The organism is Methylobacillus methanolivorans, assembly GCF_054588515.1.
Genome location: NZ_BAAILT010000002.1, coordinates 712,125 through 736,788, shown reverse-complemented (window position 1 = coordinate 736,788; position 24,664 = coordinate 712,125). Strand labels below are relative to the sequence as shown.

Below are 24,664 nucleotides of genomic sequence, written 5' to 3'. Positions count from 1 at the left end.
TTGCGCTACAATGTGTTCATCCGTCACAGTGGAGTTTTCATGCTAGGTATTATTGGTGGTACAGGGCTAACCAAGCTGGCTAATCTCAAGATTAAACGCAGGCAGATTGTACGTACGCCCTATGGCGAACCTTCCGGCCCATTAACCTATGGGGATATTTGCGGCTACGAAGTCATTTTCCTGCCACGGCATGGGCATGGGCATACCATTCCACCTCATATCGTCAATTATCGCGCCAATATCTGGGCGCTGCATTCTGAAGGCGTGCGCGATATTGTCTCTGTCGCAAGCGTTGGCGGTATTCATGAAAGCCTTAATCCCGGCGCGATTGCCTTGCCAGACCAGATCATTGATTATACGCATGGTCGCAAAAACACCTATTATGATGGTGGTGAATTGCCAGTGAAACATATTGATTTTACTGAGCCCTATAGTGCAAGGTTGCGTAACTTATGTCTGGAGGCCGCGGTAAATATTGATGAGGTAGTGATTGATGGGGGAGTCTATGCTTGCGTGCAAGGTCCTCGCCTGGAAACGGCAGCGGAAATCAATCGCTTGGAAAGGGACGGCGCAACCATGGTAGGCATGACAGGTATGCCGGAAGCAGCGCTCGCACGCGAGCTCGACATGCATTATGCCGCCATTTGCCCGGTAGCCAATCATGCGGCAGGCAGGGGGAGCAGTGTGCATGGAATCCAGTACGATCACATGGGTGATGTATTGAATGAAGCCATGCAACGCGTTCGTAACCTCATCGAAAGGGTAGTGGTCGGCCATGCCTGTTAAGCCTGTATTGAAAATGGGGGAGCCGCTGCTATTGCAAAAAGCAGCTCCTATCCAGCAATTCGATACACCTGAACTCCACGCTTTGATCAAGAATATGGAGGACACAATGGCGCACCTGAACGGTGCTGGTATTGCTGCACCACAAATCGGAGTAAGCCTGCGCATCGTGATTTTTGGCGTGGGTCATAATCCACGCTATCCAGATGCAGAGCAAGTTCCGTATACCGTATTGATCAACCCAACGCTAACCCCGATTGGCGAAGAGCTGGAAGATGGTTGGGAGGGCTGCCTTTCGGTTCCTGGCATGCGTGGCGTGGTGCCGCGTTATCAACGATTGCATTACAGTGGATTTGATCAATATGGCAAGCCCATAGATCGTCTCGTGAGCGGTTTTCATGCAAGAGTGGTACAGCATGAATGTGATCACCTTGATGGCATTCTCTATCCCATGCGCATTCGTGATCTGGCGCAGTTTGGCTTTACAGATGTACTTTTCCCCGGGATGGTTGTGGAAGACGATTAATCTTGTGCTAGAATGGCGGCCTTTCAGCCAAACCACGGTTGAATGGTATTAAACTCTCAAAACGGAAGTGTGGCCGAGTGGTTGAAGGCACCGGTCTTGAAAACCGGCGACCCGCAAGGGTTCGTGAGTTCGAATCTCACCGCTTCCGCCAATAAAACCGCGTCAGCTAGCGGTTTCAAGCAAGTCAGAATTTTCTTGGGGCATATTTGGGGCGTTTAGCGCTTATTTACCTTAGGCTCTCGAATAACTTGCCCAATCAGCCTGTTTCTGTAGTAGCCACTCCATAAATAGCGGCTTGATAGTCTATTGAGATAGTTTTTGAGATTATTAGCAGGCATTCATGAAACGGGGTAGCGACATAAGTCGCTACCCCGTTTATCTATCCCAACTTCAAAATAGTTCTACTATAACTTGAAGCGGCCAAACTTGAATGGAATAACTTTTCCGATGACTTTGAAGCACTTGGCTTCCTCTGCACTGTAGATTTCCGGCGGTAAATCTCCGTCATTGTCATTTCTGACAACAACGGTGCCATCCAAGCGTAATTGCACGCGTTTTATGCGGATAAAGTCATTCTGTCCAATCACATATACAGCATTGTCATCGAAAGCACGGCAGCGTATATCAACCAACACCTCATCGCCATCATGCATAGAAGGCTCTAGGCTAGTTCCTTTCACCGTGAATATCTTTAGATGCTGAAATGGAGTATCTAACTGGCTGCTGGATGGATTGAAGTCAATACTTTCTACCAAATATTCATCCAGGGATTCATAGCGATAATTAGGTTTTTTGTATCGATCAACTTTGCTGGAGGAAACAAAATAATCATTGGCTATATGTGCTTTGCTGCCTGGGCCTGTTGCATATCGATAAGGGGCAGGTCGACCATTGGGATATTGCTTATTGATTAACTGCAACACAATAGAGGGTGGTAAGTATTTCTTTGTCCTGCCTTTTCTACCTCGGCTTGCCACTTCGATATAAGGCCATTTTTCTGCATTAACAATCACATCCCAGCCTTGGCGGGTGCCAGGCTTTCCGGGTAGGCGTAATTCAGCAAGTTCTTTGCACGAGAAATAAGATTCTTCATTCTCAACTTCAGGGGGGGTAGAGGTTTTCATAATAAATTATCGATTTAATGTTTGACAATTAACACTTGCTTATTTACTATAGTGTTTGGATTCGATTGCATAGAGTTGTATACAATTTAAACCCTTTTCCCCAATAAATTATGCAGCTATGCTCCAGTTGAAACTGGAATTAAAGCAAGCAGTGTCAATGGATTATCATACTCTTGATGTTCCTATATGCAACCCATATATGGGGCCGTATGCTTTTGTTTTATTAATAAGGCAACTGTATTTAATAAATCCTTCGCTACCATCACGTAACTCCGAACTACTTCAAACTATCCAGCAGATATTGGCTGCATCGGCTATTTTTACTCATACTCTTGAGGAAAAATATCTGTACCTCCAGCAATATATTGGCATATCAAAGGAAGATGTTTTGCAATATGCGAGCGTTTCTTATGCTGTGTATATGGAGGCAAAATCAAAGCATGGTTGCGATAAGATTCGGGGCAGCTATCTGGCAGCACCGGTGAGAAATGGAAAGGGATGTATTGTCGCGATTGCTTTTATATTGCGATATGCTGGCAATGTGTGGGGTGCTGAAGATGCTGCCATTTTTCAGGCAGCATTGCGCTATCTCGAATATCGAGTACAAGACGATGATGAGCAGCGGGCACAAAATATCACCTGAATTGTCCAAGTTAAGCCATATCCCGATTAGTATGTCGACATATCCTTAACTTATAGATCAGGAAAAACATGCATTTTCCTCATTATCTGCGCGCGGTAGTGATGGGTTTTATATTGGTGCTGCCATCCCAATTAACATGGGCTGAAACACAGTGGTTGATGGTTGCTCAAGGTGAGTCTGTCAATGTCGGGCAAGCCCTATCCATGCAAATCATCAAGCCCAACAGTAATGAAGGGTGGCCGCAAGTTATACAGTTAAGTTTGACAGGGGCTGGTGTTAGCGATGAAGTCGAGTTAACGCTACAGGAAAGTAGTGATGAAAATCCATTAGGAAGGATATACATCGGAACGCCTCGACAAAGCTTTGCTGGCGTGGTGCGCGCGACATTGACGAGGCAATCTTCCAATACTATTTTACTATTAGCTAATACTGAAAATGCACCTGTAGAAACCGCTGCATTGCAAGCTGAAGAGCTGGATAAGACTGCAGCATCCTCTAATGTGGCACCGCAGGTTGTGATTGCTGCCCCAGGTGATGAACCTGCATTAAGCCCGGAAGAGCCGATTTATTTTGTCTTCGGCAATGGCGAGGAACATGGTGCAGATGCGCGCTTTCAGATTAGTTTTAAATATCGCCCATTTGAGCCTAAAGGATCTGTGGCGCAATATGCTCCATTCCTGAGTAATTTATATTTCAGTTACACCCAAACCACACTCTGGGATATTGGAGGGGATTCTAGCCCATTCCGAGATACCAGTTACAGGCCAGGATTGTTTTATCGCTGGGCAGGAAGCTCTCATGGCTTGTTTCCTGATAGTTGGCGTTTAGGTATTGAACATGAGTCAAACGGGCAGGGAGGAGTAGACTCTCGATCGCTTAATATTGCCTACCTGCGCCCAAGTTGGCATATGGAATTCGCCAATGGTCGTCGATTGACATTTTCTCCCAAAATTTATGCCTATCTCGACAAGGATGAAAACCCTGATATTCAGCATTATCGTGGATATGCAGATTGGCAGTTACGGTATGGGCGAGAAGATGGCTTGATGGTAACGGGGCTTTACCGGCAAGGTACCAAGGGTTACGCTTCAGGGCAGCTGGATATTTCATATCCTCTGAGTGATCGTATCCTGTCGCGTACAGGCACATTTGCCCATCTACAACTTTTCTCGGGCTATGGCGAAACGCTGCTTGATTATGATAAGGAAAGGGATACCCAGATTAGATTGGGGATTTCTGTGACGCGATAATGCTGATTTGGCGTAATTTTAGGCAATAAAAAACCCAGCTAATGCTGGGTTTTTTATTTACTGGCGTCCCCACGGGGATTCGAACCCCGGTTACCGCCGTGAAAGGGCGATGTCCTAGGCCTCTAGACGATGGGGACTTCATCGTCAGATATCCAGAATAATCCGAATATCTATTTTTGGTGGAGATAAGCGGGATCGAACCGCTGACCTCTTGCATGCCATGCAAGCGCTCTCCCAGCTGAGCTATACCCCCGAAAAAGAGCCGCTATATTAATGATCCAGATGTTGCCTGTCAACGCTTACAAGCCAATTAATACAAATAAAATGCTATTTTTTCTTAAACAGGCGTTTGATCGCTTTACGCCCAATTCGCTTCTTCATGCCAACCTTGAAATCATAAAGATGAAAAGGCAGTCGTTGACGCCACCCAAACGGTTGATTGAGCTCTTTTAAATACATACCAACCAGTTGATTACGGCTGTGCCAGGGGAGCTTTACGCATACACGCGTCAGGTCCGAAAGCCGTTTGGGCAAAGGTGTGCCATGGTTAAAGAAATGGGCGCGATTGGTATCGATCAGGGAGAATCCTAATTGCTCATTCTCGAGCTTTGTCACCAGAATATTGCCGCCAGAAAGATCACGAAAGAATACGCCCTTGGCATGCATGTTGAGCAGGTAGCGTGTCAGTTGCGGGTAGATTTGCTCAGCAGTCACTCCCAAATAGGCAGTCTCGCCATTGTTGAATGCTGCAAAAATATCCCTGATCGAGAAATCTGTCGGAACAAATTCACAGATATAGTAGTTCTGTAGCAAGGAGCGATCGCCATGCATTTCAAAGTAGGCAACGGGTGCCGCGGCGTCTACACCTCGACGTAACAGCTCGTTGGTACCGTTCCAGCTACGCTTGGCTTTGGATAACTTGAATTGATCAAACAGTTTTTTGTGAGCATGCATTTTGACCGGTTGCTTGACCACCAACTTGCGGCCAGGATCTCGTGGATCATCTATCGTCCAGATTGCATTGCGTGCCTTGCGCAAGATAGCATCCTTGGATGGCTTGGGCAGGCGCGATGGATGCAGGGTATGACTAAGCAAAGCAGCTTCTTCGTCATTGCTTGCGACTAGGATGCCACGCCATTCATGATCTTGATAAGCGTGATGGTGCTTTTCTTCACCATGACGCTGAATCGATAGGTTGGCGAATAGGCCTTTTTCTGTTTTCAAGGTGATGTTCCTTCCCGATGGCCAGGTGATATAGAGTGGCGATTCGCTTGCCAAACCAGGCCTTGCCAATGGCTCTTTTCCTTCGCGGCTAGTGTATTGGGCTTGTTGCAGGTCATTGAGTTGATAATGGTCTGCCAGTACCGCGCCTTTACCGTTGGTAGTCCAGACCGCATGCACCAAGGTGTTCTGGTCTTTGAAAGCATGTATTTCCAATCCATGGCTGCTGCGCAAAGCGCCTAGATAATGGCGGCCAGGAATCAGGCTGATAAAGGCTTGCATAGTGTAAAAGCTCGGCCTGGGCCTAAACTGCCTAATATCTCCCGTCACACTAGCATAGTGGGTGATACGTTCCAGTTCGGGGTAACTTTCGCTGCCATCATCAATCAGGCCTTCGCGGTAGCAGATCAGTGGACCCCAAAAAGCTTGGCTTAAGGCACCAGAGGCGGCGCAAAGGATCATGTAGCGTGCCAGGTAATCAGCTTGTTTTTGCTCGCCATCTGGCAATAGACGCAGAATGCGCGGCAATGTCCAGAAGGCGGATGGCGACATGACTTCTTTAACACCATAGTCTGCCGTGATTTTGTGCAACAACCGTGCCTTTTTGACTAGATTGAATTTCAGTGCAGTGGCTTGTCGATATTTCAGAATGCGATGATCAAAACGCTCAGGCTCCGTGGATCGCTCACTAAACAGGTTGTTAGTATGCACGTCAGGTAACTGACCACGCTCTTGTAGGATTTCCAATAGGCCAATGTTATATAGCGGTTCAAAATCACTGATGTTAGGCCCAGCCAACTTGATGCCATGCTGTTTTATCTCATGGTAGGCAATTTCCCAGGTTTTGAGGAAGCCCTGCGGGGTATAGCCGGCCCAGCGCTTGCGATTGATGGTCGAGCCAATTTCTATCATGTCAACGCGGTTGCCATACTGAGCTAGTACCTGCTGCAAAAAGTGATGCCATGTTTGTTGGGCGGCAGCATTTTCCATATTGATGGCCGCATCAAATGGCTGAACCACGTGCAACATGACGCTAAAGTCTTTCTCAAGGAGACGCTCCAGAAAACGAGCTGCATCATGTCCGATATCACTATAGGTGAAGTCGAGCCGTACTTGGCGTAGGCCGAGCTCATCCAGGCGTGCAATCACATAATCATCAACCTCCGGGTTGCCCGATGTTGCCACGCCTACACCCGCAAAGTTAACAGGAACATCATGTGCTGCCGGTGGCAAGTGGCTATCTGGTAGCATCATTTTACCCTTGAGGATATACGCCAATCCTTTGCGTATGATTTCCCAGGTCAGCATCGAAGGTTGACGCGATTGTGTCTTTGGGCCGCTGGGCTGAGCGTATTCCTGTGGGGATGTTGTTTTATGAATGATGTCCATCTAATTATTCTTGGTGAGGAGTTTCTTGAGGCAGGGCGTGGTAAAGGCGCTCACGGTACAACAACGAGGGGAGGAGCGAATTTGCCAATGCCCGTTCTGCAAACGCTTGGCTATCTTGTGTAGATTGTGGCGACAAGGTGAATTTCTTTTGCTTCAGATTCCATGTGCCGTGTGCTGGCTCTTTGCCAGGGCGCAATACAACCACTTGATTGCCTTCCATCCAGGCAAAGTTGTTCTCGAACTGCATCATGGCACGACCTGCTTGCTGGCCGTCACCAATACTAAGGTCACGCCCCGTCATGGGGTGCTGCGCCTTGATACCCATGAGCGAAAGAGCAGTCACTGGCAGGTCAATCTGGCTTGCCACGGTTTGTATTTTTCGCGGCTCAATATCTGCGCCAAGAATCAGCGCGGGGATATGAAAGTGGTTAATAGGCACCATATCGTGGCCATGCACGCGAATATCGTGATCGGCTACAACAATGAACAGGGTGTCTTGCCAGTAGGCACTTTTCTGTGCCTTGGCAAAAAATTGTCCCAGTGCATAGTCGGCATATTTGACCGCATTGTTGTCAGTTGCCTTGACCGGATCGTAAAGGTCTATACGGCCATCTGGGAATTCAAATGGCGCATGGTTGGATGAGGTGAATACCAAGGTAAAGAATGGCTGGCCGCTAGCGTGGCTGGCGCTAATCTCATCATGTGCCTTGTTAAGCAAATCCTCATCCGAAGCTCCCCAGCTACCAACAAACACAGGCTTAACGTAATCTTTTTGGTCCTGCACTCGCTGGAAACCATTGCCCATGAAGAACCCGACCATATTGTCGAAGTGAGACTCACCACCATAGATAAACTCGGTGCTATAGCCATATTGCTCAAGTAGGGAGGCTAGCGTAAAAAAGTGTTGCTGGGACAGGGATAGCTTGACGACGCTTTGCGCGGGTGTGGGCTGAAAGCCTGTTACAACAGCCTCAATGCCGCGTACTGAACGGGTGCCCGTTGCATATAGTTGCTCGAACCACCATCCTTGTTCCTTGAGTTTTTCCAAGTTGGGGGTGACCGGTACGCCACCCAAGGACTCTACAAATGTTGCCCCCAGGCTTTCCTCTAGAATGATGACGAGGTTGAGAGGGCGTTCACGTGTGCGTGAGGGCGTGAGTTGGGAAAGTGTTGGCAGGCCGGGATGATCTACAGGGGTAAAGCTGGTATCGAACCGTGCGCGGGTTTCTCGCACAATACGGTAGACGTCTTCATCAGGGAGGATGCCATACATTTCACTCGACTTATTTTCATGCTTGAGGCTGTATACCGCATGCACGAGTGACCATGATGAATTGAGGATGATGCTATTGACCATGGAGTCGGTAGTGCGTGAAAACATGGCTGGGTTAGCAGGGCGGTGGCTAATCGTGCCGCGTACAACCAAGGCTGCCACCAAGAAGATCAGGGGCCAACTTAGCCAGATGGTCCAGTTTTTCCAGCGTGGTTCCTGCTTCAGCCATGGAGCCATCAACCATCCCGATGTGACTGCTACTAGCAAAGTGCCGATGACACCTACAAATAGGTGGGCTCTGAAGCCACTCCACAACATGGAAAATACTTCGTTAGGGTATTTGAGATACTCTACAAAAAGTCGGTTAGGCCGGGCATCGTATTCAGCAATAAATCCGGGAGTTGCCAGCTCCAGCAACGTAATGATGCTGATGCAAAGGACTACCCAGAAAAATGTCAGCCCACGCCATGCGCGCCAGAATCTGCCGACAGCCAGTACAGGGGCCAGAAGTAAGGGCGGAAGACACATCAAGCCGATCTGGATACTATCAACGCGCAGGCCGTCGAGCATGATTTCCTGCCAACTGGAGACGGCAGAAATGCGGGGATATTGCCAGAGCAATAAACCTGCCCGGGAAAGGCTGAAAATAGCAAAACTCACCACGGTCATGACCAGCAAAGGTGCGTAAGGCCCCAAGCGACTTGCAAACCTCCAAAGCGAATTGCGGCTACGTCCTAATACACTGGCCATGATGAGTGTTCTTTCCTAAGCGGGATAAATGGTTAGCCGCGAATATTGGATTGTGGCGCAAAATCAGCCAGTTCTACGCGAGGCTGAGGCTGCCAGCCTGGCTTGCGGTGTTCGGCAACCACATTGGTGAAAATGCCGCCGCGCACATAAAATTTGGCAGTAAGGCGCATGAATTTTGGGTCAGTCGCAGAAACCAGGTCATCCAGAATGCGGTTGGTCACAGCCTCATGGAAGCAGCCTTCGTCACGGAAGGACCAGATATACATCTTGAGGCTTTTCAGCTCCACACAGCGTTGATCGGGAATGTAATCAAGATAAAGCACTGCAAAATCCGGTTGGCCGGTTTTCGGGCAGAGGCAGGTGAATTCTGGGATTTCCATATGAATATGGAAATCGCGTCCAGGGTTAGGGTTGTCGAAGGTTTCCAAAGCTTTGCTGGGTTGACTAGACATAAGGGCTACCGTATAAATCGGATTATCAAAAAAGTGCCATTATAGCCAAGACCTTCATCAATTGCGCCTGACTCATCTAAAGCTCGCTGGTTTTAAATCCTTCGTCGATCCCACTACATTGCACATCCATGGCCAGCGCGTAGGCGTGGTAGGGCCCAACGGTTGTGGCAAATCCAACGTCATGGAATCCATACGCTGGGTGCTCGGCGAGTCCAGCGCGAAGGAAATGCGCAGCGAATCCATGGCCGATGTCATCTTCAACGGCTCCGGCAACCGCAAGCTAGCTTCCCGTGCTAGCGTGGAGCTCATTTTTGATAACAGCCTGGGCGGCGCAGCAGGGGAGTGGTCGCAATACGCCGAAATCTCTGTCAAACGCGTGATCGAGCGCGAAAAAGGCTCCAGCTATTTCATCAACAATACGGCGGTACGTCGCCGCGATGTGGCCGACCTGTTCCTGGGCACAGGGTTGGGCGGTCGTGCCTATGCCATCATTGGCCAGAATACGATTTCCAGGATTGTTGAGGCTAGACCTGAGGAAATGCGCGTGTTCCTCGAAGAGGCTGCGGGTATCTCCAAGTATAAGGAGCGTCGCCGCGAGACCGAAAACCGCCTGCGAGACGCGCGCGACAATCTGGTGCGGGTAGAGGATATCCGCCAGGAAATGGATAAGCAGATCATGCGCCTAGAAGCGCAGGCCGCGGTCACCTTGCAATATCAGGGCCTGCAAAACAACCTGCAGATGGCGCAAGGGCAGTTATGGTTGTTGAAGAAACGCGATGCCGGCAACCAGTGGGAGAAATCACAAACCACAATGCAGCGGCTTAATGTTGAGCTTGAAGCGCAGATGGCAGCCCTAAGGCAAGCGGAGAGTGGTCTTGAAAGCTTTCGCCAGCAGCAGCATGCAGCTTCGGAGCAATTACAGCAAGCACAGGCAGCATATTACGAAGCCAACGCGGAAGTCTCCAACCAAGAGCAGCAGTTGCGCCACACACAGGAGGCAAGCTCGCGCCTGCAGGCGCAACTACAGCAGATAGCGTCTCAATCGCACAAGCTCGACCAGCAGCATGAGGAATTCAGCACCAAGCTGCAGGCACTGCAAGGCCAGCAGCAGGTAGCCAGCGCCGAGGAAGTCGAGGCAGGTGAGCAACTGCAGGCATTGAAGCAGAAGCTGCCGGAAATGGAGCGCGCCTTCCAGTCCGCGCTGCATATCCACTCTGCCGCTCAACGGGCATTGCATGAGGCGGAGCAGGCCATACGTCTGGAAGAGACCAACCTTAAGCATGCCGAGCGTAGCCTGGAGGATGCCAAGTTGCGTCTACAGCGCATGCAGCAGGACGCGAGCAACCTGAAGATGCCGGATGAGGCTAAGCTGCATGGGCTGGAAGCCGAATTCAAGCAGGCGGTTGGACAGCAAGCCGGGCTTGAACAAGACTTGCAGCAATTACGTGAGCAAGAGCAGCAACAGGCCGATCAGGTCAAGGCCTTGCGAGAACAACAACTGCAACATGAACGCCGTCTGACGCAGGCGGAAGCCGAGACTGCTTCCCTGCGCAAGATACAGGCCAGTCTGGGCAAGCAGGGGCAATTGGAGGGGTGGCTGCGCGCGCATGGCCTGCATGACAGTCAGCGTCTCTGGCAAAAGATTAAAATCACCCCAGGATGGGAAACCGCGGTCGAGGCGGTGCTTGGCGCCCGCCTCAATGCGATTGCCGGCCGGCCGGAGCAGGACATGGCACGTGTTGTGGCAGATCGTCCTCCCGCAGCGCTGGTACTTGTACTTCCAGGCAATCCAGCGTCGACTCCCGTCCATGCGCAACAATTAAGCACCATGGTGGAGGTGCAGGAGCCGGGATTGCAGAGTCTGCTGGCAAACTGGCTGGGAAACATTTGGGTCGCGCAAACGGCAGAAGAAGCAGGGAAGATGTGCTTGTCATTGGAAAACGGGCATAGTGTGGTCACTGCTGCAGGAGATATCTACGACCGTCACAGCATCAGCCTGCACGCACAGAACTCGGAATTGCACGGCGTGCTGGAACGCCAGCGCGAGCTGGATATGCTTGAGGCGAGCCTGCCGCAATTGCAGCAGGCGCTCCAGGATGCCAAGTATGCCTTGCAGCAGGCAGAACTCAAGCAGCAGGAATTTCGCCAGCAACAACAGCAATTGCAGCAACAATTACGCGGCACGACACAGGCGCAACACCAGCGTAGCTTGCAGATCCAGCAGCTCACCCAGGAAAGGCAGCATCTCGCCCAGCGCCGCCAGGGACTGGAGAAAGACATTGCCATCCTTGGCAAGCAACACGAAGAGTTGCAGCAGGGTCGTCAACAGCAGCAGCAAAAGCTCGGCAAGTTGCAGGCATCCCTCGGTCAATTGCAAGCCGAACGCCAGGAAACCCAAGCCAGGCGCCATGCTGCTGAAAACGAGCTGAATGCGGTACGGATCGCCTTGCAAAAAGCCGAGCGAGCGGCGCAGGAAAAAACCTTTAACCACAAGCTTCTGGCGACCAGCATAAGGGATAGCCAGAGCAGGTTGAACGCCATCCAGGAAGAGCAGCAAAACCTCGTCATCCGCCACCAGGAGGCGCAAGCATTGCTTGAGGATGCAGCAATGGAAAACCTCAAGACCAACCTGGAAGCCGCGATCATCCACAAGCAGCAGCAGGAGACTGCATTGGCTGCCGCACGCGATGCGTTGGCAGAGGCCGACAATGCATTGCAGCAGCAGGAGCGCAGCCGCATGCAATACGAACAGGGTCTGCATCCCTTGCGCGACAAGCTGGAGCAGTCGCGTCTTAATGAGCAGCAGACGCGCCTACACTTTGAGCAATGCCAGCAAAACCTGCAGGAATGCAGGCTGGAGGAAGGCACGCTGTTGCAGGGGCTGACGGTTAATACAAAAACCAGCGACCTGGAACGCAGGATTACGACATTAGGTGCGGAAATCGAGGTGCTCGGCCCGGTCAACCTCGCTGCTTTGCAGGAACTGGAAAGCGAGCGTGAGCGCAAGCAATACCTGGACAGTCAGTCAGCCGACCTGGAGCAGGCCATCTCCACGCTTGAGGACGCAATACGGCGTATAGACCGCGAAACGCGTAGCCGCCTGCAGCACACCTATGACGAGGCTAACCGTAACTTTGCGGAATTGTTCGCGGAGTTGTTTGGCGGAGGTCAGGCCAAACTGGAAATGCTGGGCGATGAAATCCTCGATACCGGCATGCAGGTGTTCGCCCAGCCGCCGGGCAAGAAGAACAGCACCATCCACCTGCTATCCGGCGGCGAGAAGGCGCTGACGGCGTTGGCGCTGGTGTTTGCCTTGTTCCGCCTCAACCCGGCTCCGTTCTGTCTGATGGATGAGGTCGATGCGCCATTGGACGACAGCAATACCGAGCGTTTTTGCGCCTTGGTGAAAAAAATGTCGGAGCGCACACAATTTTTATTTGTCAGCCATAATAAAATAACCATGGAAATGGCTCAGCAGCTCATCGGAGTCACCATGCAGGAATCCGGCGTCTCCCGTATTGTGGAGGTGGATATTGCGGCTGCATTGCAGATGCATGAAGCGGCATAAGGCAGGATTCGCCCTTGGCGCTTACGCATGGCGCATCGGCAACACTCTTGAATAAACCTGGATCATTTATCAGATCAAGAAGCTTGGAGTATTAAAATAATGACTGATCTACATTGGGCCTTACTGGGACTGGGCACATTAATTATTGGCGCTGTGCTGGCATTTAACTGGTGGCAGGAACGCAAGTTCAGGAGGGAAACCTTCAAACGCTTTGATGAGCCTCAATATGACGCACTGATGGAAGAGGCGCATGCCATCCGGCGTAATGAAGAGTTTCATATAGACCCGCATGCGGTGAGGGATGATGAAGATGATTTGCCCGAACATACCGAGCTCAAGCAACTTGATGAGGCCGAGAGTGAATATGATCCTGTAGCCGATCACTCCGCAGAAAATGAGACATCATTGACATCGGAAGATGTAAGTGAGCCAACAGTAGCAGCTGTCGATACTCCTGTAAGCGATATTGACCTTGAGCAAGATGCATGGGTTGAGGAAGAGCATATTGCGGCAACCACAGAACTACCTCCTTGGGAGGAGGATATAGAGGCTCATCAGAACGAGGAGCAATTGGATATAGAACCAGCACCGATGGCAGTCTCTCCCGCAATTGCTCAGCCAGTGCTTACCATCCCGCCTGAAGTAAACCCCGAGATTGATTTTGTCGGCGTACTATCTTTGCCCGCGTCAGCCAGTGGCCAAGCATTACGTCAGTTCCTGTTGTCGATTACCGATATTGATAAGCCTGTTTATGCCTACGGTCTAGGTGGTGATCAGCGCTGGCACTTGCTGACTAGGGAACAAGAGTCTGCCTATTTCACCGCAGCGATTTGTAGTCTGCAGCTTGCGGATCGTTCAGGTGCAGTCTCGACCGGCACTTTGTCACGCTTCCACCTCGCAGTCGAAGAGTTAGCTAAATCGTTGGACGCCTCTGTCGAATGGTTGAATACCGAGAACCCAGTGCAGCAAGCAACCGAGCTGGATCAGTTCTGCATCGAGGTGGATCAGATGGTCGGATTTCATCTCACACAGGGAGCTAGCGGTCCGTTCACAGGTACCAAGTTCCGTGGCCTGGCAGAGGCGGGAGGCTTGATCTTGGGTGAGGACGGGGTTTACCACTACATGGCTGAAGATGGGAATGGCAATCCGCAAGCACTGTTCTCTGTAGTTAACCATGATAACCAGCCTTTCAGTGTCGACATGCTGCGCACCTCAGTGATTCGTGGCCTAACCTTCCAGCTGGATATCCCCCGAGTACAGAATTACACCGAGGCGTATAACCATATGGTATTGCTGGCGCGGCAGATGGAGCATAGCTTGGGTGCCCACCTTGTGGACGATAAACAGCGCCAGTTGAGCGATGCGCAGATCGACAATATCCGTCATCAAATCAAGCTGATTCATGACAAGATGATTGCCCACGGCATTGTTCCTGGCCAGGCTTATGCCTTGCGCTTGTTCTCCTGAGTATGTCGGATATGCAAGCCGGCTTATTCCCGGAATCTACGCCAGCAGTCACAACCTCCAATGTGGCTGAGCAGGCCGCTGTCTTACGCGCAACCATCCAGCGCTATGACTATGAATATTATGTACTGGATGCACCTAGCGTCCCCGATAGCGAATATGACCGCGTATTCCGCGAGCTTAAGGCCCTGGAAGAAGCACATCCTGCACTGATCACGGCAGATTCACCGACGCAAAGAGTAGGTGGGGCTGCCATGAGCGGGCTATTGCCAGTCAGGCATCGCATTCCCATGCTGTCGATAGAAACAGAAACCGACATTACACCTCAAGGTGCACACAATTTCGATGCTCGTGTGCGTAAAAAGCTCGGATTGTTGCCGGAAGATGCAGCGATTGAATATGCCGCCGAATTAAAGTTTGACGGCCTGGCGCTCAGTTTGCGCTATGAGCATGGGCAGCTGGTACAAGCCGCAACGCGAGGTGACGGTGAGATGGGTGAAGATGTCACGCATAACATTCGTACCATACGCCAGATTCCGCTGCAGTTACATGGCGCTGCGCCCGAGGTGCTTGAGGTGAGGGGCGAGGTGTATATGAGCCGGCCTGATTTTGAGCGCTACAATGCCAGCCAGCGTGAGCAAGGCAAGGCTACTCTCGTGAATCCGCGTAATGGCGCGGCAGGCAGCATACGTCAGCTTGATCCACGACTTGCCGCGCAACGCCCTTTATCGTTTTTTGCCTATGGCCTTGGTGAAACCAAGGGCTGGGAGGTGCCTCCTACTCATGCCCAGATGCTAGACGCCCTGAAGGATGTTGGCTTCCCAGTATGCCAGGAGCGCACTGTGGGTGTGGGGCCAGAGTCTCTGGCAGCTTTTCATCAGGCAGTTGCAGCCAAGCGAGATCAATTGACTTACGACATTGATGGGGTGGTTTACAAAGTCAATCGTCTTGATTTGCAGCGCGAGCTTGGCTTTCGCTCGCGTGAACCAAATTGGGCTGTGGCGCATAAATTTCCTGCCCAGGAAGAAATGACGGTACTAGAGCAGATAGACGTACAGGTAGGGCGCACGGGGGCGATTACCCCAGTTGCGCGCCTCAAGCCTGTGTTTGTTGGTGGTGTAACGGTTACTAATGCCACTTTGCACAATCAGGATGAAATCGACCGCAAAGATGTTCGTATCGGTGATACTGTTGTGGTGCGGCGTGCCGGGGATGTTATCCCCGAGGTAGTTTCCGTGGTGACTGAGAGACGCCCGGCTAATGCCCGGCCTTACATCCTGCTGGACGCGATCGGGCATGTATGTCCAATCTGTGGCTCGCATGCTGTACGCCTGCCGGATGAAGCAGCTGTGCGCTGTACTGGTGGCTTGTTTTGCCCAGCACAGCGTAAACAGGCCATTCTTCATTTTGCTTCTCGCCGGGCCATGGATATTGAGGGTTTGGGTGAAAAACTGGTAGACCAGTTGGTGGATAGCCAGTTGGTAACAACGCTGGCGGATATCTATCGTCTTGATCTTGATACTCTTTCCGAGCTTGATCGCATGGCTGAAAAGTCCGCGCAAAACCTTCTGGATGCTTTAGAGCACAGTAAGCAAACCACGCTGAATAGATTTATCTATGCGCTAGGCATACGCAATGTAGGCGAGGCGACAGCCAAGGATTTGGCACGATATTTTGGCAAGCTGGAAACATTGCAAGCAGCGAGTGCAGAAGCGCTGCAACAAGTGCCGGATGTCGGCCCTGTGGTGGCTCGCTCTATAGCCGAGTTCTTTGCTGAGCCGCATAACCGCGAAGTCATCAGCAAGCTGGTCGAGGCTGGCATACTGTGGCCAGAAAGTGAAGGGCAACCGGCAAGCTCTGGTCAATTAGAGGGGAAGACTTTTGTGCTAACAGGCACACTTCCCACCATGTCACGCGATGATGCCAAGGAACGCATAGAAGCTGCCGGCGGCAAGGTTAGCGGCAGCGTCTCCAAGAAAACCAGCTATGTGGTTGCGGGCAGCGAAGCGGGGAGCAAGCTGACCAAGGCACAAGAGCTAGGTTTAACCATTCTGGATGAAGCAGGACTGCTTAGCCTGCTCGCTGAATGAGAGCTGGCCTGCTTCAGGCATTGATACAGCTGGCGCACCAGGCTGGCGAAGCTATTATGCAGGTCTATCATGGTGATTTTGCAGTCCAGCACAAAGCAGATCAATCACCCCTGACCGAGGCTGATCTGGCAGCGCATCGCATCATCCAGGAGGGGTTGCAACATCTAACACCCGACTTGCCATTGATATCAGAGGAGTGCGAGCTCGCCTCCTTCGCAGAGCGTCAGCGATGGCAGCAATACTGGCTGGTTGATCCCCTGGATGGCACCCGCGAGTTCGTCAAGCGCAATGGTGAATTTAGCGTCAATATTGCCCTGATAGATCAAGGTCGCCCCATTCTAGGGGTTGTGCATGCTCCTGCACTTGGTCTGGATTATTTTGCTGATGGTCTATCGGCCTTCAAGCAGCAAAGAGGCAATGCTGTCGAGCGGATTCATGCTCGCGAGTTATGTTTAGATAACATCACCGTCGCGGCTAGTCGTTCCCACCCAGGCAGAAAAATACAGGCCATGTTGCACAATATCTCAGTGCAACATGGTGAGCCGCATGTCATCAATATGGGAAGCTCGTTAAAAATATGCTTAGTGGCTGAAGGTAAGGCGGATATATATCCGCGGCTTGGTTTGACTTCAGAATGGGATACCGCTGCGGCACAATGCATCCTGGAAAGTGCTGGTGGCCTATTAGTGGATCGTCATGGGCTTCCTCTGCAATACAATCGTAAAGACACCATCCTTAACCCCGAGTTTTTTGCCCGCGGACGCACCGCTCATGACTGGAACCAATATCTGGAGTAACAATGCCGTTGTTTAGAGCTTTTATCATACTCATGTTGACAGGTAACGCTGCGAATGCGGCTAGCAATCCCGCTGAAGCCTGCCTCCAAGCGCTTAATGAAAACGATGCGACGACTGCCTTGGCCCAAGCAGAGCAAGGATTAGCACAAGAGCCTATGCAGCGAGATTTATTGCTATGCCAGGGCAGGGCGGCACTCAGTATGGGAAAGGCCAATGAAGCGCTTAATAGCTTTAGTAAAGCCGAACCTGGAGCTGCGACAGCGAATGACAGGTTGTTAGTTCATTTGTTCAAAGGCAACGCTTATAAAGCGCTAGGCGAATATGCAGAAGCACAAGCGAGTTATCAAGCAGCACTGTTATTGGCACAGCAGGAAAAAAATCATAAATTTCAGGTGATTGCGAGCTTGCTATCAGGAGAAGCTTTGGTGCAACAGTCCTTGCTATTAGAAGCACAAGGTTATTATGAGAGTGCACTGAAGCTGGCAGGCAACAATAACGAGCGTGCTGATGTCAATGAGCACTTGGCTCAGCTCAAAGCCAAGCAAGGTCGTTATGACGATGCGATCGCATATCAAGTCAAGGCATTAGTAATGCAGGCAAGTGATGGGGACTTTGATAGCTATGCCAATGCTGGTTTGGAGCTTGGCTTCTTGTATATCGGCGCAAAAGACTTTAGTAGCGCCGAGAAAAACCTGAATAAAATCATAGCAAAAGCCAAGGATGCCGGAGATGGCTACTGGGTTGCCAAAGGATACTACTATCTCGGACTCAACTTTATTGCCGCTAACCAGGCCATGAAAGCTAAGGAAGTGCTAGCCCAAGCGTTGGAGATTGGTGAAGCGATTGGTGCAGAAAAGCTAACGGCAGAAGTGAACTTACAATTGCAGAATCTATCACAACCTTAATCCCCCTGGTGGGCTGTTGCTCGTCAGCTAACTGATTGAAAGGTTAGGATATGTTGATAGGTAAGCCTGTAGATGTAGCTAGCACCGAGATTACCCCCGAGCCCTTGTTCAAGCGGCGAAGAGCCTTGCTCAAGGCCGTTGGGTTGGGTGGGGTGATAGGCTTGAGTGGGTGGAGCCGCGAAGGCTGGACGACAGAATCTTTACACAAGCCTGCCATCCACAACATCCAGAAAACCCTGTATGGCCAGGATGAAAAACTGACCTCTTACCGGGATATCACCAGCTATAACAATTTTTACGAATTCGGTACCAGCAAGGAGCAACCCTCACGTAACACTGGTCAATTCAAGACATCACCTTGGACAATTGCGGTTGAGGGTGAGGTACTCAAGCCACGCCAGTTAGGTATAGAGGACCTATTGAAACTTGCTCCGCTGGAGGAGCGAATTTATCGCATGCGCTGCGTGGAGGGCTGGTCTATGGTGATTCCTTGGGTAGGCATTCCACTTGCTAAACTGATCAAGCTGGTACAGCCTACTGCAAACGCCAAATTTATCGAATTTGTCTCTGTCGCGGACGAAGCGACCATGCCGGGTGTTCGCGTGCCTATCCTTGATTGGCCTTATCTTGAGGCGTTGCGCCTGGATGAGGGCATGCAGGAGCTGACGTTACTTGCGGTCGGGCTCTATGGTGAGCTCCTGCCTGCACAGAATGGCGCTCCAGTGCGCTTGGTTGTGCCATGGAAATATGGATTCAAGAGTGGAAAATCTATTGTGCGTATCCGCTTCGTGGAAAAAATGCCACAAACCACTTGGATGCGTGCGGGCCCCAAGGAGTATGGATTCTATGCCAACGTTAATCCCAATGTTGATCATCCTCGCTGGTCGCAAGCCACTGAGCGGCGTATCGGCAGCAGCCTTTTCACTCGACGCATTCCCACCCAGATGTTTAATGGCTATGCCGATCAGGTGTCACATCTCTATACTGGGATGGATCTGCGCAAGCATTTCTAGATATGTCTTCGCAAAAGTCCTTGTTACTTTGGGGTAAGCGTGGATTGTTCTGCTTGGCATTGGTGCCACTCGTCAGGCTATTCTGGCTGGGGAGTGTGGATGGGCTGGGAGCAAATCCGGTAGAATTTATTGAGCACTCCACAGGAACATGGTCCCTTGTGATGTTGCTAGGTAGTTTGGCGATCACGCCTTTGTGCTGGTTATCAGGCAGGAAGTGGCTAGTGTCCTTTCGTCGTATGCTGGGGCTGTTCATGTTTTTTTACGCCTGCCTACATTTCATTTCCTATATCTGGCTGGATCATTGGTTTGACTGGGGGGGAATCGCCCGCGATATCGCTAAGCATCCTTACGTTCTGGTTGGCTTCCTGGCTTTTATATTGAGCATTCCGCTTGCTGCAACATCAAGCGATGCCATGATGCGCACGTTGGGAAAGCGCTGGAAAAAACTTCATCAGCTCACTTACCTGATTGCCATTCTGGTCGTTCTGCATTATTTCTGGTTAGTAAAGCAAGACCTATCACAGCCGTTGCTATATGCCATGATCGTTTTTGCTCTATTGTCTGTGCGGCTTTGTAAAAGCTTTTTGGTGAGATATTAATTCAATAAAACCAATTAGTTAAAAATTAATATTCATCAAGTAATTTAATTCTTTATGGGTTATTTGTTTGCGAACAATCTGCATTTACGAGAAAATGCCTCTCCAATCCTGATACGCTGGGCTTATTGCCCCGGCCCAAAAGACCTGATAAATCAAGGTCATCAATAAATATATAAGGAGTGTGTATATGCAGCAGCAGATTGATATTTTTCTCACATCCCTCAATGAGTTCTGGACCCAAGTCGCTAACTTTTTTCCTAAATTGCTAGCCGTGATTGTTATCCTGGGATTTGGTTGGATCTGTGCCAAGGTGGCATGCCTAGGTGTTAAGCGCATACTGGAGCTGGCTCAATTTGATAAGTTTGCTGATCGTTCTGGCCTTGAAGCATTTCTCAAGCACGGTGATTTTGATCTGACATTGAGTGGCGTAATCAGCCAAGTGATCTATTGGTTGGTGATTCTGCTGTTTGTCATCACTGGTGCCAATACATTAGGACTCAACGAAGTTGCTCACATGCTCAACAACTTAGCCAATTATCTGCCTAAGATTATTGTTGCTATCCTAGTGTTGATTTTTGGTACCTTGCTAGCACGCTTCGTGAATCGCTTGGTATTCGCGTGGCTACACGGCATGAAGTATGACGGTGCGCTCAAAATCAGCACGACCGTAGAGTATGGTATCCAGATTTTTGCCTTGTTTGTTGCCCTGGAACAATTGGATATTGGCACACAGTTATTAACTGCATTATTTGTGATCGTCTTTGGCGCTATCTTTCTGGCGCTGGCCATTGCTTTTGGCCTGGGAGGCAAGGAGAGGGCGGCCCGCCTGATTGAGGAAATGCAATCCAAGCGCAAATAAGGTGTAGTTTCTTCAAACTCTATCAGAGCCGCTATGCGGCTCTGAGCGTTTCTATCTGTAGGAATGTGCCTACATCATAATCAGCTATTGCTTATCTTCCCTAGTGTGTCGTTGTTTTAGCATGCAGTTGCAATCAGTCACATACTATTTGGGAGAGTGAAATGGCACTTGGTACAGTTAAGTGGTTTAACGATGCAAAAGGGTTTGGATTTATTTCACCCGACGAAGGAGGCGACGATTTATTTGCCCACTTTTCGGAAATTCAGAGCAGTGGGTATAAAAGTCTCAAGGAAAATGACAGGGTGCAGTTTGAAATCGCACAGACAGCTAAAGGCAAGCAGGCCTCCAATATTCAAAAAGCTTAATCATTGATGTTGAAAAGGGTTGATCGTCTCAACCCTTTTGTTTTATCCATGCCTCGGCTTGGACTTAGTCCCAATTAAATCTCACCCGATCCCCTCCCGATGATTTCCCTGCTTTTCCCGATATTATGTTTTATAACCTATGCTAGAATCTCTAGTTAATATTCATGTCCAATTCTTAACCAGCGATGGGTAAGATGGCGGCGAATGCTGGTGTAAAACCACCATTGTGGTTTTGCAAATTTTTTATTTTCAATCACTTGGCTGGATTAACTCTCGCACCAGATGTGTAGAGCGTCAGCTCAAAAACTCGATTTAAGGAACACAGCAATGCAAGCAACCGTTGAGACCATCAGCAATCTTGAGCGCAGGATGACGGTTTCCGTACCAGTACAGCCTCTGGAATCTGAAGTCAATGAGCGTATCAATCGCTTGGCACGTACTGCCAAGCTGCCTGGCTTCCGTCCGGGTAAAGTGCCGTTGAATATGGTGCGCCAACAATATGGTGCGCAAGTCCGTAACGAAGTGCTTTCTGATGCTGTGGAGCGTAGCTTCAATGACGCCGTTGAGCAAAATAAGCTGCGTGTTGCTGGTTATCCCAACATTGAGCACAAGCCTTATGCTGAAACAGATCAACAGATTGAGTACACAGCGACTTTTGAAGTGTTCCCTGAAGTGAAGGTAGGCGATCTGTCAAAGATCAAGATTGAGCGTCCTGCACTTGAGGTAGGCGAAGCTGAAGTCAAGAAAACAATTGATGTACTGTTGCGCCAACGTGCAACATTCGAGCCAGTTAAGCGTGCTTCCAAGAAGGGTGACAAGATCAACATCAGCTTGATCGCTTCGATTGATGGCCAAGAAGTTGAGCGTACTGATGAGCAAGGCCTTGACTTGGTCATTGGTGAAGGTGGGCGTTTCCCTGCTTTTGAAAGCGAGCTTTCCGGTAACAAGCCGGCTAGCAACAAAGTGTTTGAGATTGCTTACCCAGAAGATCACAAGCCAGAGCAGCTGGCTGGAAAAACCGTCAGCTACGATGTGACATTCAATACGGTAGAGCAAGCTAAGCTACCTGAGTTTGATGCAGATTTTGCTCGTAGCCTAGGTGTGGAAGATGGCGATGTAGAAAAAATGCGCGAGGAAATCACTGCCAGCTTGAAGCAAGAAGTGGAAAAGCGTGTTCGTGCCAAACTCAAGGAACAAGCCTTCCAAGCATTGTTAGATGGTACTAGTCTGGAAGTCCCTAAGGCATTTATTAATGCAGAAATTGGCCGCTTGATGCAAAGTACACAAAACAACCTCAAGCAACGTGGAGTTGATTTGGCAAACGTCAACCTTGAGCCTGCATTGTTTGAAGAGCAGGCCAAGCGTAACGCTAGTCTGCGCCTTGTGCTTTCTGAGCTTGTCAATAGTGAAAATCTGCAAGCCAACGCTGATCAGATTCGCGCCATGGTAGATGTATTTGCGCAAAGCTTTGAAAGACCAGATGACGTGGTGGCTTGGTACTATGCAGACACCAAGCGCCTGGATGAGCCAGCTGCTCTGGCAACTGAGGACAATGTCGTGGAATGGGTATTGAAGTCTGCAAAAGTCACCGACAAGAAAGTCAAGTTTGACGACCTGATGGGAAATAGCTAATGATTCATCACCCTTCGACCGCACAAAGTCAATTTGAGGCACAAGGCCTGGGGTATATCCCTATGGTCATTGAACAAAGTGGCCGTGGCGAGCGCTCTTACGATATTTATTCACGCCTGCTCAAGGAACGTATTATTTTCCTCGTTGGGCCGGTCAATGATGCAACGGCTAACCTAGTCGTCGCCCAATTGTTGTTCCTTGAAGCGGAAAATCCTGACAAGGATATCTATTTCTATATCAACTCTCCTGGTGGTTCTGTGACTGCGGGTATGGGCATCTACGACACCATGCAATTCATCAAGCCCGATGTCAGCACCTTGTGCGTAGGTCAGGCTGCAAGCATGGGGGCATTGCTACTCACGGCAGGTGCCAAGGGCAAGCGCTTCTGCCTGCCTAACTCTCGTGTCATGATTCACCAACCATTGGGTGGCTTCCAAGGTCAGGCTTCTGACATTGAGATTCATGCAAAGGAAATCCTTTTCTTGCGTGAAAAACTCAATGGCATTTTGGCGCACCATACCGGTCAGCCAATTGAGAAAATTGCGCAGGACACCGATCGTGATAACTTCATGAGTGCAGAGCAATCTGTGGCGTATGGCTTGGTGGACAAGTTGATTGCCAGCCGTGCGGATGCTGCATAAGCATAAGATAGTAGACAAAACTTTAGTTTATTTAGGATAGTTTGATGACGACAAAAGCCGAGAGCGAAAAATTACTCTATTGCTCGTTTTGCGGCAAAAGCCAGCATGAAGTACGTAAACTGATTGCTGGCCCGTCCGTATTCATCTGCGATGAGTGCGTTGACTTGTGCAACGATATCATCCGAGAAGAAATTCAGGATGAAGATGGCCTCAAGCCTAAGAGTGGGAAATTGCCAACTCCTAAGGAGATTTGCGCCATCCTTGATCAGTATGTGATTGGGCAAACACAAGCCAAGAAGAATTTGGCTGTAGCAGTTTACAATCATTACAAGCGCCTGGAACAAGGCGGCCAGAAAGATGATGTTGAAATTGCCAAGAGCAATATCCTGGTGATCGGACCGACTGGCTCAGGCAAGACCTTGTTGGCGCAGACCCTTGCACGCCTGCTGGATGTGCCTTTTGTCATGGCTGATGCAACAACGCTGACTGAGGCTGGATATGTTGGCGAGGATGTCGAGAACATCATGCAAAAGTTGCTGCAAAAGTGCGACTACGATGTTGAAAAGGCACAGCGCGGGATTGTCTATATTGATGAAATTGACAAAATTTCACGTAAATCTGACAACCCTTCCATTACTCGGGATGTATCAGGGGAGGGCGTGCAGCAAGCCTTGCTCAAGTTGATTGAAGGCACAGTAGCTTCCGTGCCTCCTCAAGGTGGTCGCAAGCATCCCAATCAGGAGTTTGTGCAACTGGATACCACCAATATCCTCTTTATTTGCGGTGGCGCTTTTGACGGCCTGGACAAGGTCATCCGTCGTCGTTCCGAGAAGGGTGGTATTGGCTTCGGCGCTGAAGTGAAGAGCAAGGAAGATGCACGTGCTATTGGTGAGGTACTGCGCGATGTTGAGCCTGAGGATCTGATCAAGTTTGGCCTTATCCCTGAGTTTGTTGGCCGATTGCCAGCAGTGGCAACACTTGAGTCTCTGGATGAAGCCGCCTTGGTGACAATTCTTGTTGAGCCAAAGAATGCGCTAACTAAGCAATATACCAAGCTCTTCAAGATGGAGGGCGTTGATCTTGAGTTCAGAGAAGCGGCTCTTCACCTGATTGCGAAAAAGGCCTTAGAACGCAAGACTGGTGCTCGTGGCTTACGTTCCATCATGGAGCACTCTTTGCTGGAGATCATGTATGACTTGCCTTCCATACCAAACCTGCGCAAGGTTGTTGTGGATGAAGGAGTGATCAAAGGTGATACGCCTCCTATTCTCATCTATGCTGATGAACCTAAACTTGAGACTGCAAGTTAAGACTTGACGT

The 24,664-nt window shown here is 50.0% G+C and carries 20 protein-coding genes and 3 tRNA genes; 17 read left to right on the top strand and 6 right to left on the bottom strand.

The features are described 5' to 3' along the window. The first annotated feature begins 39 nt into the window (after positions 1 to 39). From LG202_RS04685 to LG202_RS04675, 3 genes are all read left to right on the top strand, one after another. The gene (locus LG202_RS04685; RefSeq protein WP_230347245.1) at positions 40 to 786 is read left to right on the top strand and encodes an S-methyl-5'-thioinosine phosphorylase; all 747 of its coding nucleotides are present in this window, start codon (positions 40 to 42) and stop codon (positions 784 to 786) included. Beyond that, positions 776 to 1,309 (top strand): peptide deformylase, encoded by a 534-nt coding sequence (gene def / locus LG202_RS04680; protein WP_230347244.1) that lies wholly within the window; start codon positions 776 to 778, stop codon positions 1,307 to 1,309. Before LG202_RS04685 ends, def begins: the two co-directional genes overlap by 11 nt. A 63-nt stretch (positions 1,310 to 1,372) precedes the next feature. Next, a tRNA-Ser gene (locus LG202_RS04675) sits at positions 1,373 to 1,460 on the top strand. 253 nt (positions 1,461 to 1,713) lie between these two features. Here the strand turns inward: LG202_RS04675 and LG202_RS04670 are convergent. Further along, positions 1,714 to 2,433 (bottom strand): S24 family peptidase, encoded by a 720-nt coding sequence (locus LG202_RS04670; protein WP_230347243.1) that lies wholly within the window; start codon positions 2,431 to 2,433, stop codon positions 1,714 to 1,716. A gap of 157 nt (positions 2,434 to 2,590) precedes the next feature. On the opposite strand from LG202_RS04670, the gene LG202_RS04665 reads away from it, so the two are divergent. Continuing rightward, entirely contained in the window at positions 2,591 to 3,076 is a 486-nt protein-coding gene (locus LG202_RS04665; protein ID WP_230347242.1) for a hypothetical protein, read from the top strand. 203 nt (positions 3,077 to 3,279) lie between these two features. Further along, a complete protein-coding gene (locus LG202_RS04660) occupies positions 3,280 to 4,326 on the top strand; it encodes a phospholipase A (protein ID WP_230347241.1) in 1,047 nt (348 codons plus the stop codon). A 61-nt stretch (positions 4,327 to 4,387) separates the two neighbouring features. Here the strand turns inward: LG202_RS04660 and LG202_RS04655 are convergent. From LG202_RS04655 to queF, 5 genes are all read right to left on the bottom strand, one after another. Then, positions 4,388 to 4,463, bottom strand: a tRNA-Glu gene (locus LG202_RS04655). 40 nt (positions 4,464 to 4,503) lie between these two features. Further along, positions 4,504 to 4,579: transfer RNA gene (locus tag LG202_RS04650), tRNA-Ala, on the bottom strand. A gap of 74 nt (positions 4,580 to 4,653) precedes the next feature. Further along, on the bottom strand, positions 4,654 to 6,936 hold the full coding sequence (locus LG202_RS04645) for a lipopolysaccharide kinase InaA family protein (protein ID WP_230347240.1): 2,283 nt from the start codon (positions 6,934 to 6,936) through the stop codon (positions 4,654 to 4,656). Positions 6,937 to 6,940: 4 nt separating this feature from the next. Next, positions 6,941 to 8,959: an LTA synthase family protein gene (locus LG202_RS04640; RefSeq protein WP_230347239.1), complete on the bottom strand. Its 2,019-nt coding sequence runs from the start codon at positions 8,957 to 8,959 to the stop codon at positions 6,941 to 6,943. 32 nt (positions 8,960 to 8,991) lie between these two features. Continuing rightward, the gene (queF, locus tag LG202_RS04635) at positions 8,992 to 9,411 is read right to left on the bottom strand and encodes a preQ(1) synthase (RefSeq protein ID WP_230347238.1); all 420 of its coding nucleotides are present in this window, start codon (positions 9,409 to 9,411) and stop codon (positions 8,992 to 8,994) included. 61 nt (positions 9,412 to 9,472) lie between these two features. Here queF and smc point away from each other — a divergent pair, with 61 nt between their 5' ends. From smc to clpX, 12 genes are all read left to right on the top strand, one after another. Continuing rightward, positions 9,473 to 12,979, top strand: a complete 3,507-nt coding sequence (gene smc, locus LG202_RS04630) for a chromosome segregation protein SMC (RefSeq protein WP_230347237.1) — start codon at positions 9,473 to 9,475, stop codon at positions 12,977 to 12,979. A 99-nt stretch (positions 12,980 to 13,078) separates the two neighbouring features. Continuing rightward, positions 13,079 to 14,446 (top strand): cell division protein ZipA C-terminal FtsZ-binding domain-containing protein, encoded by a 1,368-nt coding sequence (locus LG202_RS04625; protein WP_230347236.1) that lies wholly within the window; start codon positions 13,079 to 13,081, stop codon positions 14,444 to 14,446. A 2-nt stretch (positions 14,447 to 14,448) separates the two neighbouring features. Beyond that, a complete protein-coding gene (gene ligA / locus LG202_RS04620; RefSeq protein WP_230347235.1) occupies positions 14,449 to 16,533 on the top strand; it encodes an NAD-dependent DNA ligase LigA in 2,085 nt (694 codons plus the stop codon). Beyond that, entirely contained in the window at positions 16,530 to 17,330 is an 801-nt protein-coding gene (gene cysQ, locus LG202_RS04615; protein WP_459724479.1) for a 3'(2'),5'-bisphosphate nucleotidase CysQ, read from the top strand. The genes ligA and cysQ overlap by 4 nt, the downstream gene beginning before the upstream one ends. A gap of 32 nt (positions 17,331 to 17,362) precedes the next feature. Then, a complete protein-coding gene (locus LG202_RS04610) occupies positions 17,363 to 18,235 on the top strand; it encodes a tetratricopeptide repeat protein (protein WP_230347234.1) in 873 nt (290 codons plus the stop codon). Between the two features lie 50 nt (positions 18,236 to 18,285). Further along, the gene (gene msrP, locus LG202_RS04605) at positions 18,286 to 19,248 is read left to right on the top strand and encodes a protein-methionine-sulfoxide reductase catalytic subunit MsrP (RefSeq protein ID WP_230347233.1); all 963 of its coding nucleotides are present in this window, start codon (positions 18,286 to 18,288) and stop codon (positions 19,246 to 19,248) included. Positions 19,249 to 19,250: 2 nt separating this feature from the next. Beyond that, positions 19,251 to 19,847, top strand: coding sequence for a protein-methionine-sulfoxide reductase heme-binding subunit MsrQ (locus tag LG202_RS04600; protein WP_230347232.1), 597 nt, complete (start codon positions 19,251 to 19,253; stop codon positions 19,845 to 19,847). A 187-nt stretch (positions 19,848 to 20,034) separates the two neighbouring features. After that, complete coding sequence (locus LG202_RS04595) at positions 20,035 to 20,706, top strand: mechanosensitive ion channel family protein (protein ID WP_230347231.1); 672 nt, start codon at positions 20,035 to 20,037, stop codon at positions 20,704 to 20,706. Between the two features lie 161 nt (positions 20,707 to 20,867). Beyond that, positions 20,868 to 21,071, top strand: coding sequence for a cold-shock protein (locus tag LG202_RS04590; RefSeq protein ID WP_230347230.1), 204 nt, complete (start codon positions 20,868 to 20,870; stop codon positions 21,069 to 21,071). Positions 21,072 to 21,398: 327 nt separating this feature from the next. Further along, a complete protein-coding gene (gene tig / locus LG202_RS04585) occupies positions 21,399 to 22,703 on the top strand; it encodes a trigger factor (protein WP_230347229.1) in 1,305 nt (434 codons plus the stop codon). Further along, a complete protein-coding gene (gene clpP / locus LG202_RS04580; protein ID WP_268867562.1) occupies positions 22,703 to 23,344 on the top strand; it encodes an ATP-dependent Clp endopeptidase proteolytic subunit ClpP in 642 nt (213 codons plus the stop codon). The genes tig and clpP overlap by 1 nt, the downstream gene beginning before the upstream one ends. Before the next feature lie 44 nt (positions 23,345 to 23,388). Next, complete coding sequence (gene clpX, locus LG202_RS04575; RefSeq protein WP_230347228.1) at positions 23,389 to 24,654, top strand: ATP-dependent Clp protease ATP-binding subunit ClpX; 1,266 nt, start codon at positions 23,389 to 23,391, stop codon at positions 24,652 to 24,654. Positions 24,655 to 24,664 lie beyond the last annotated feature (10 nt).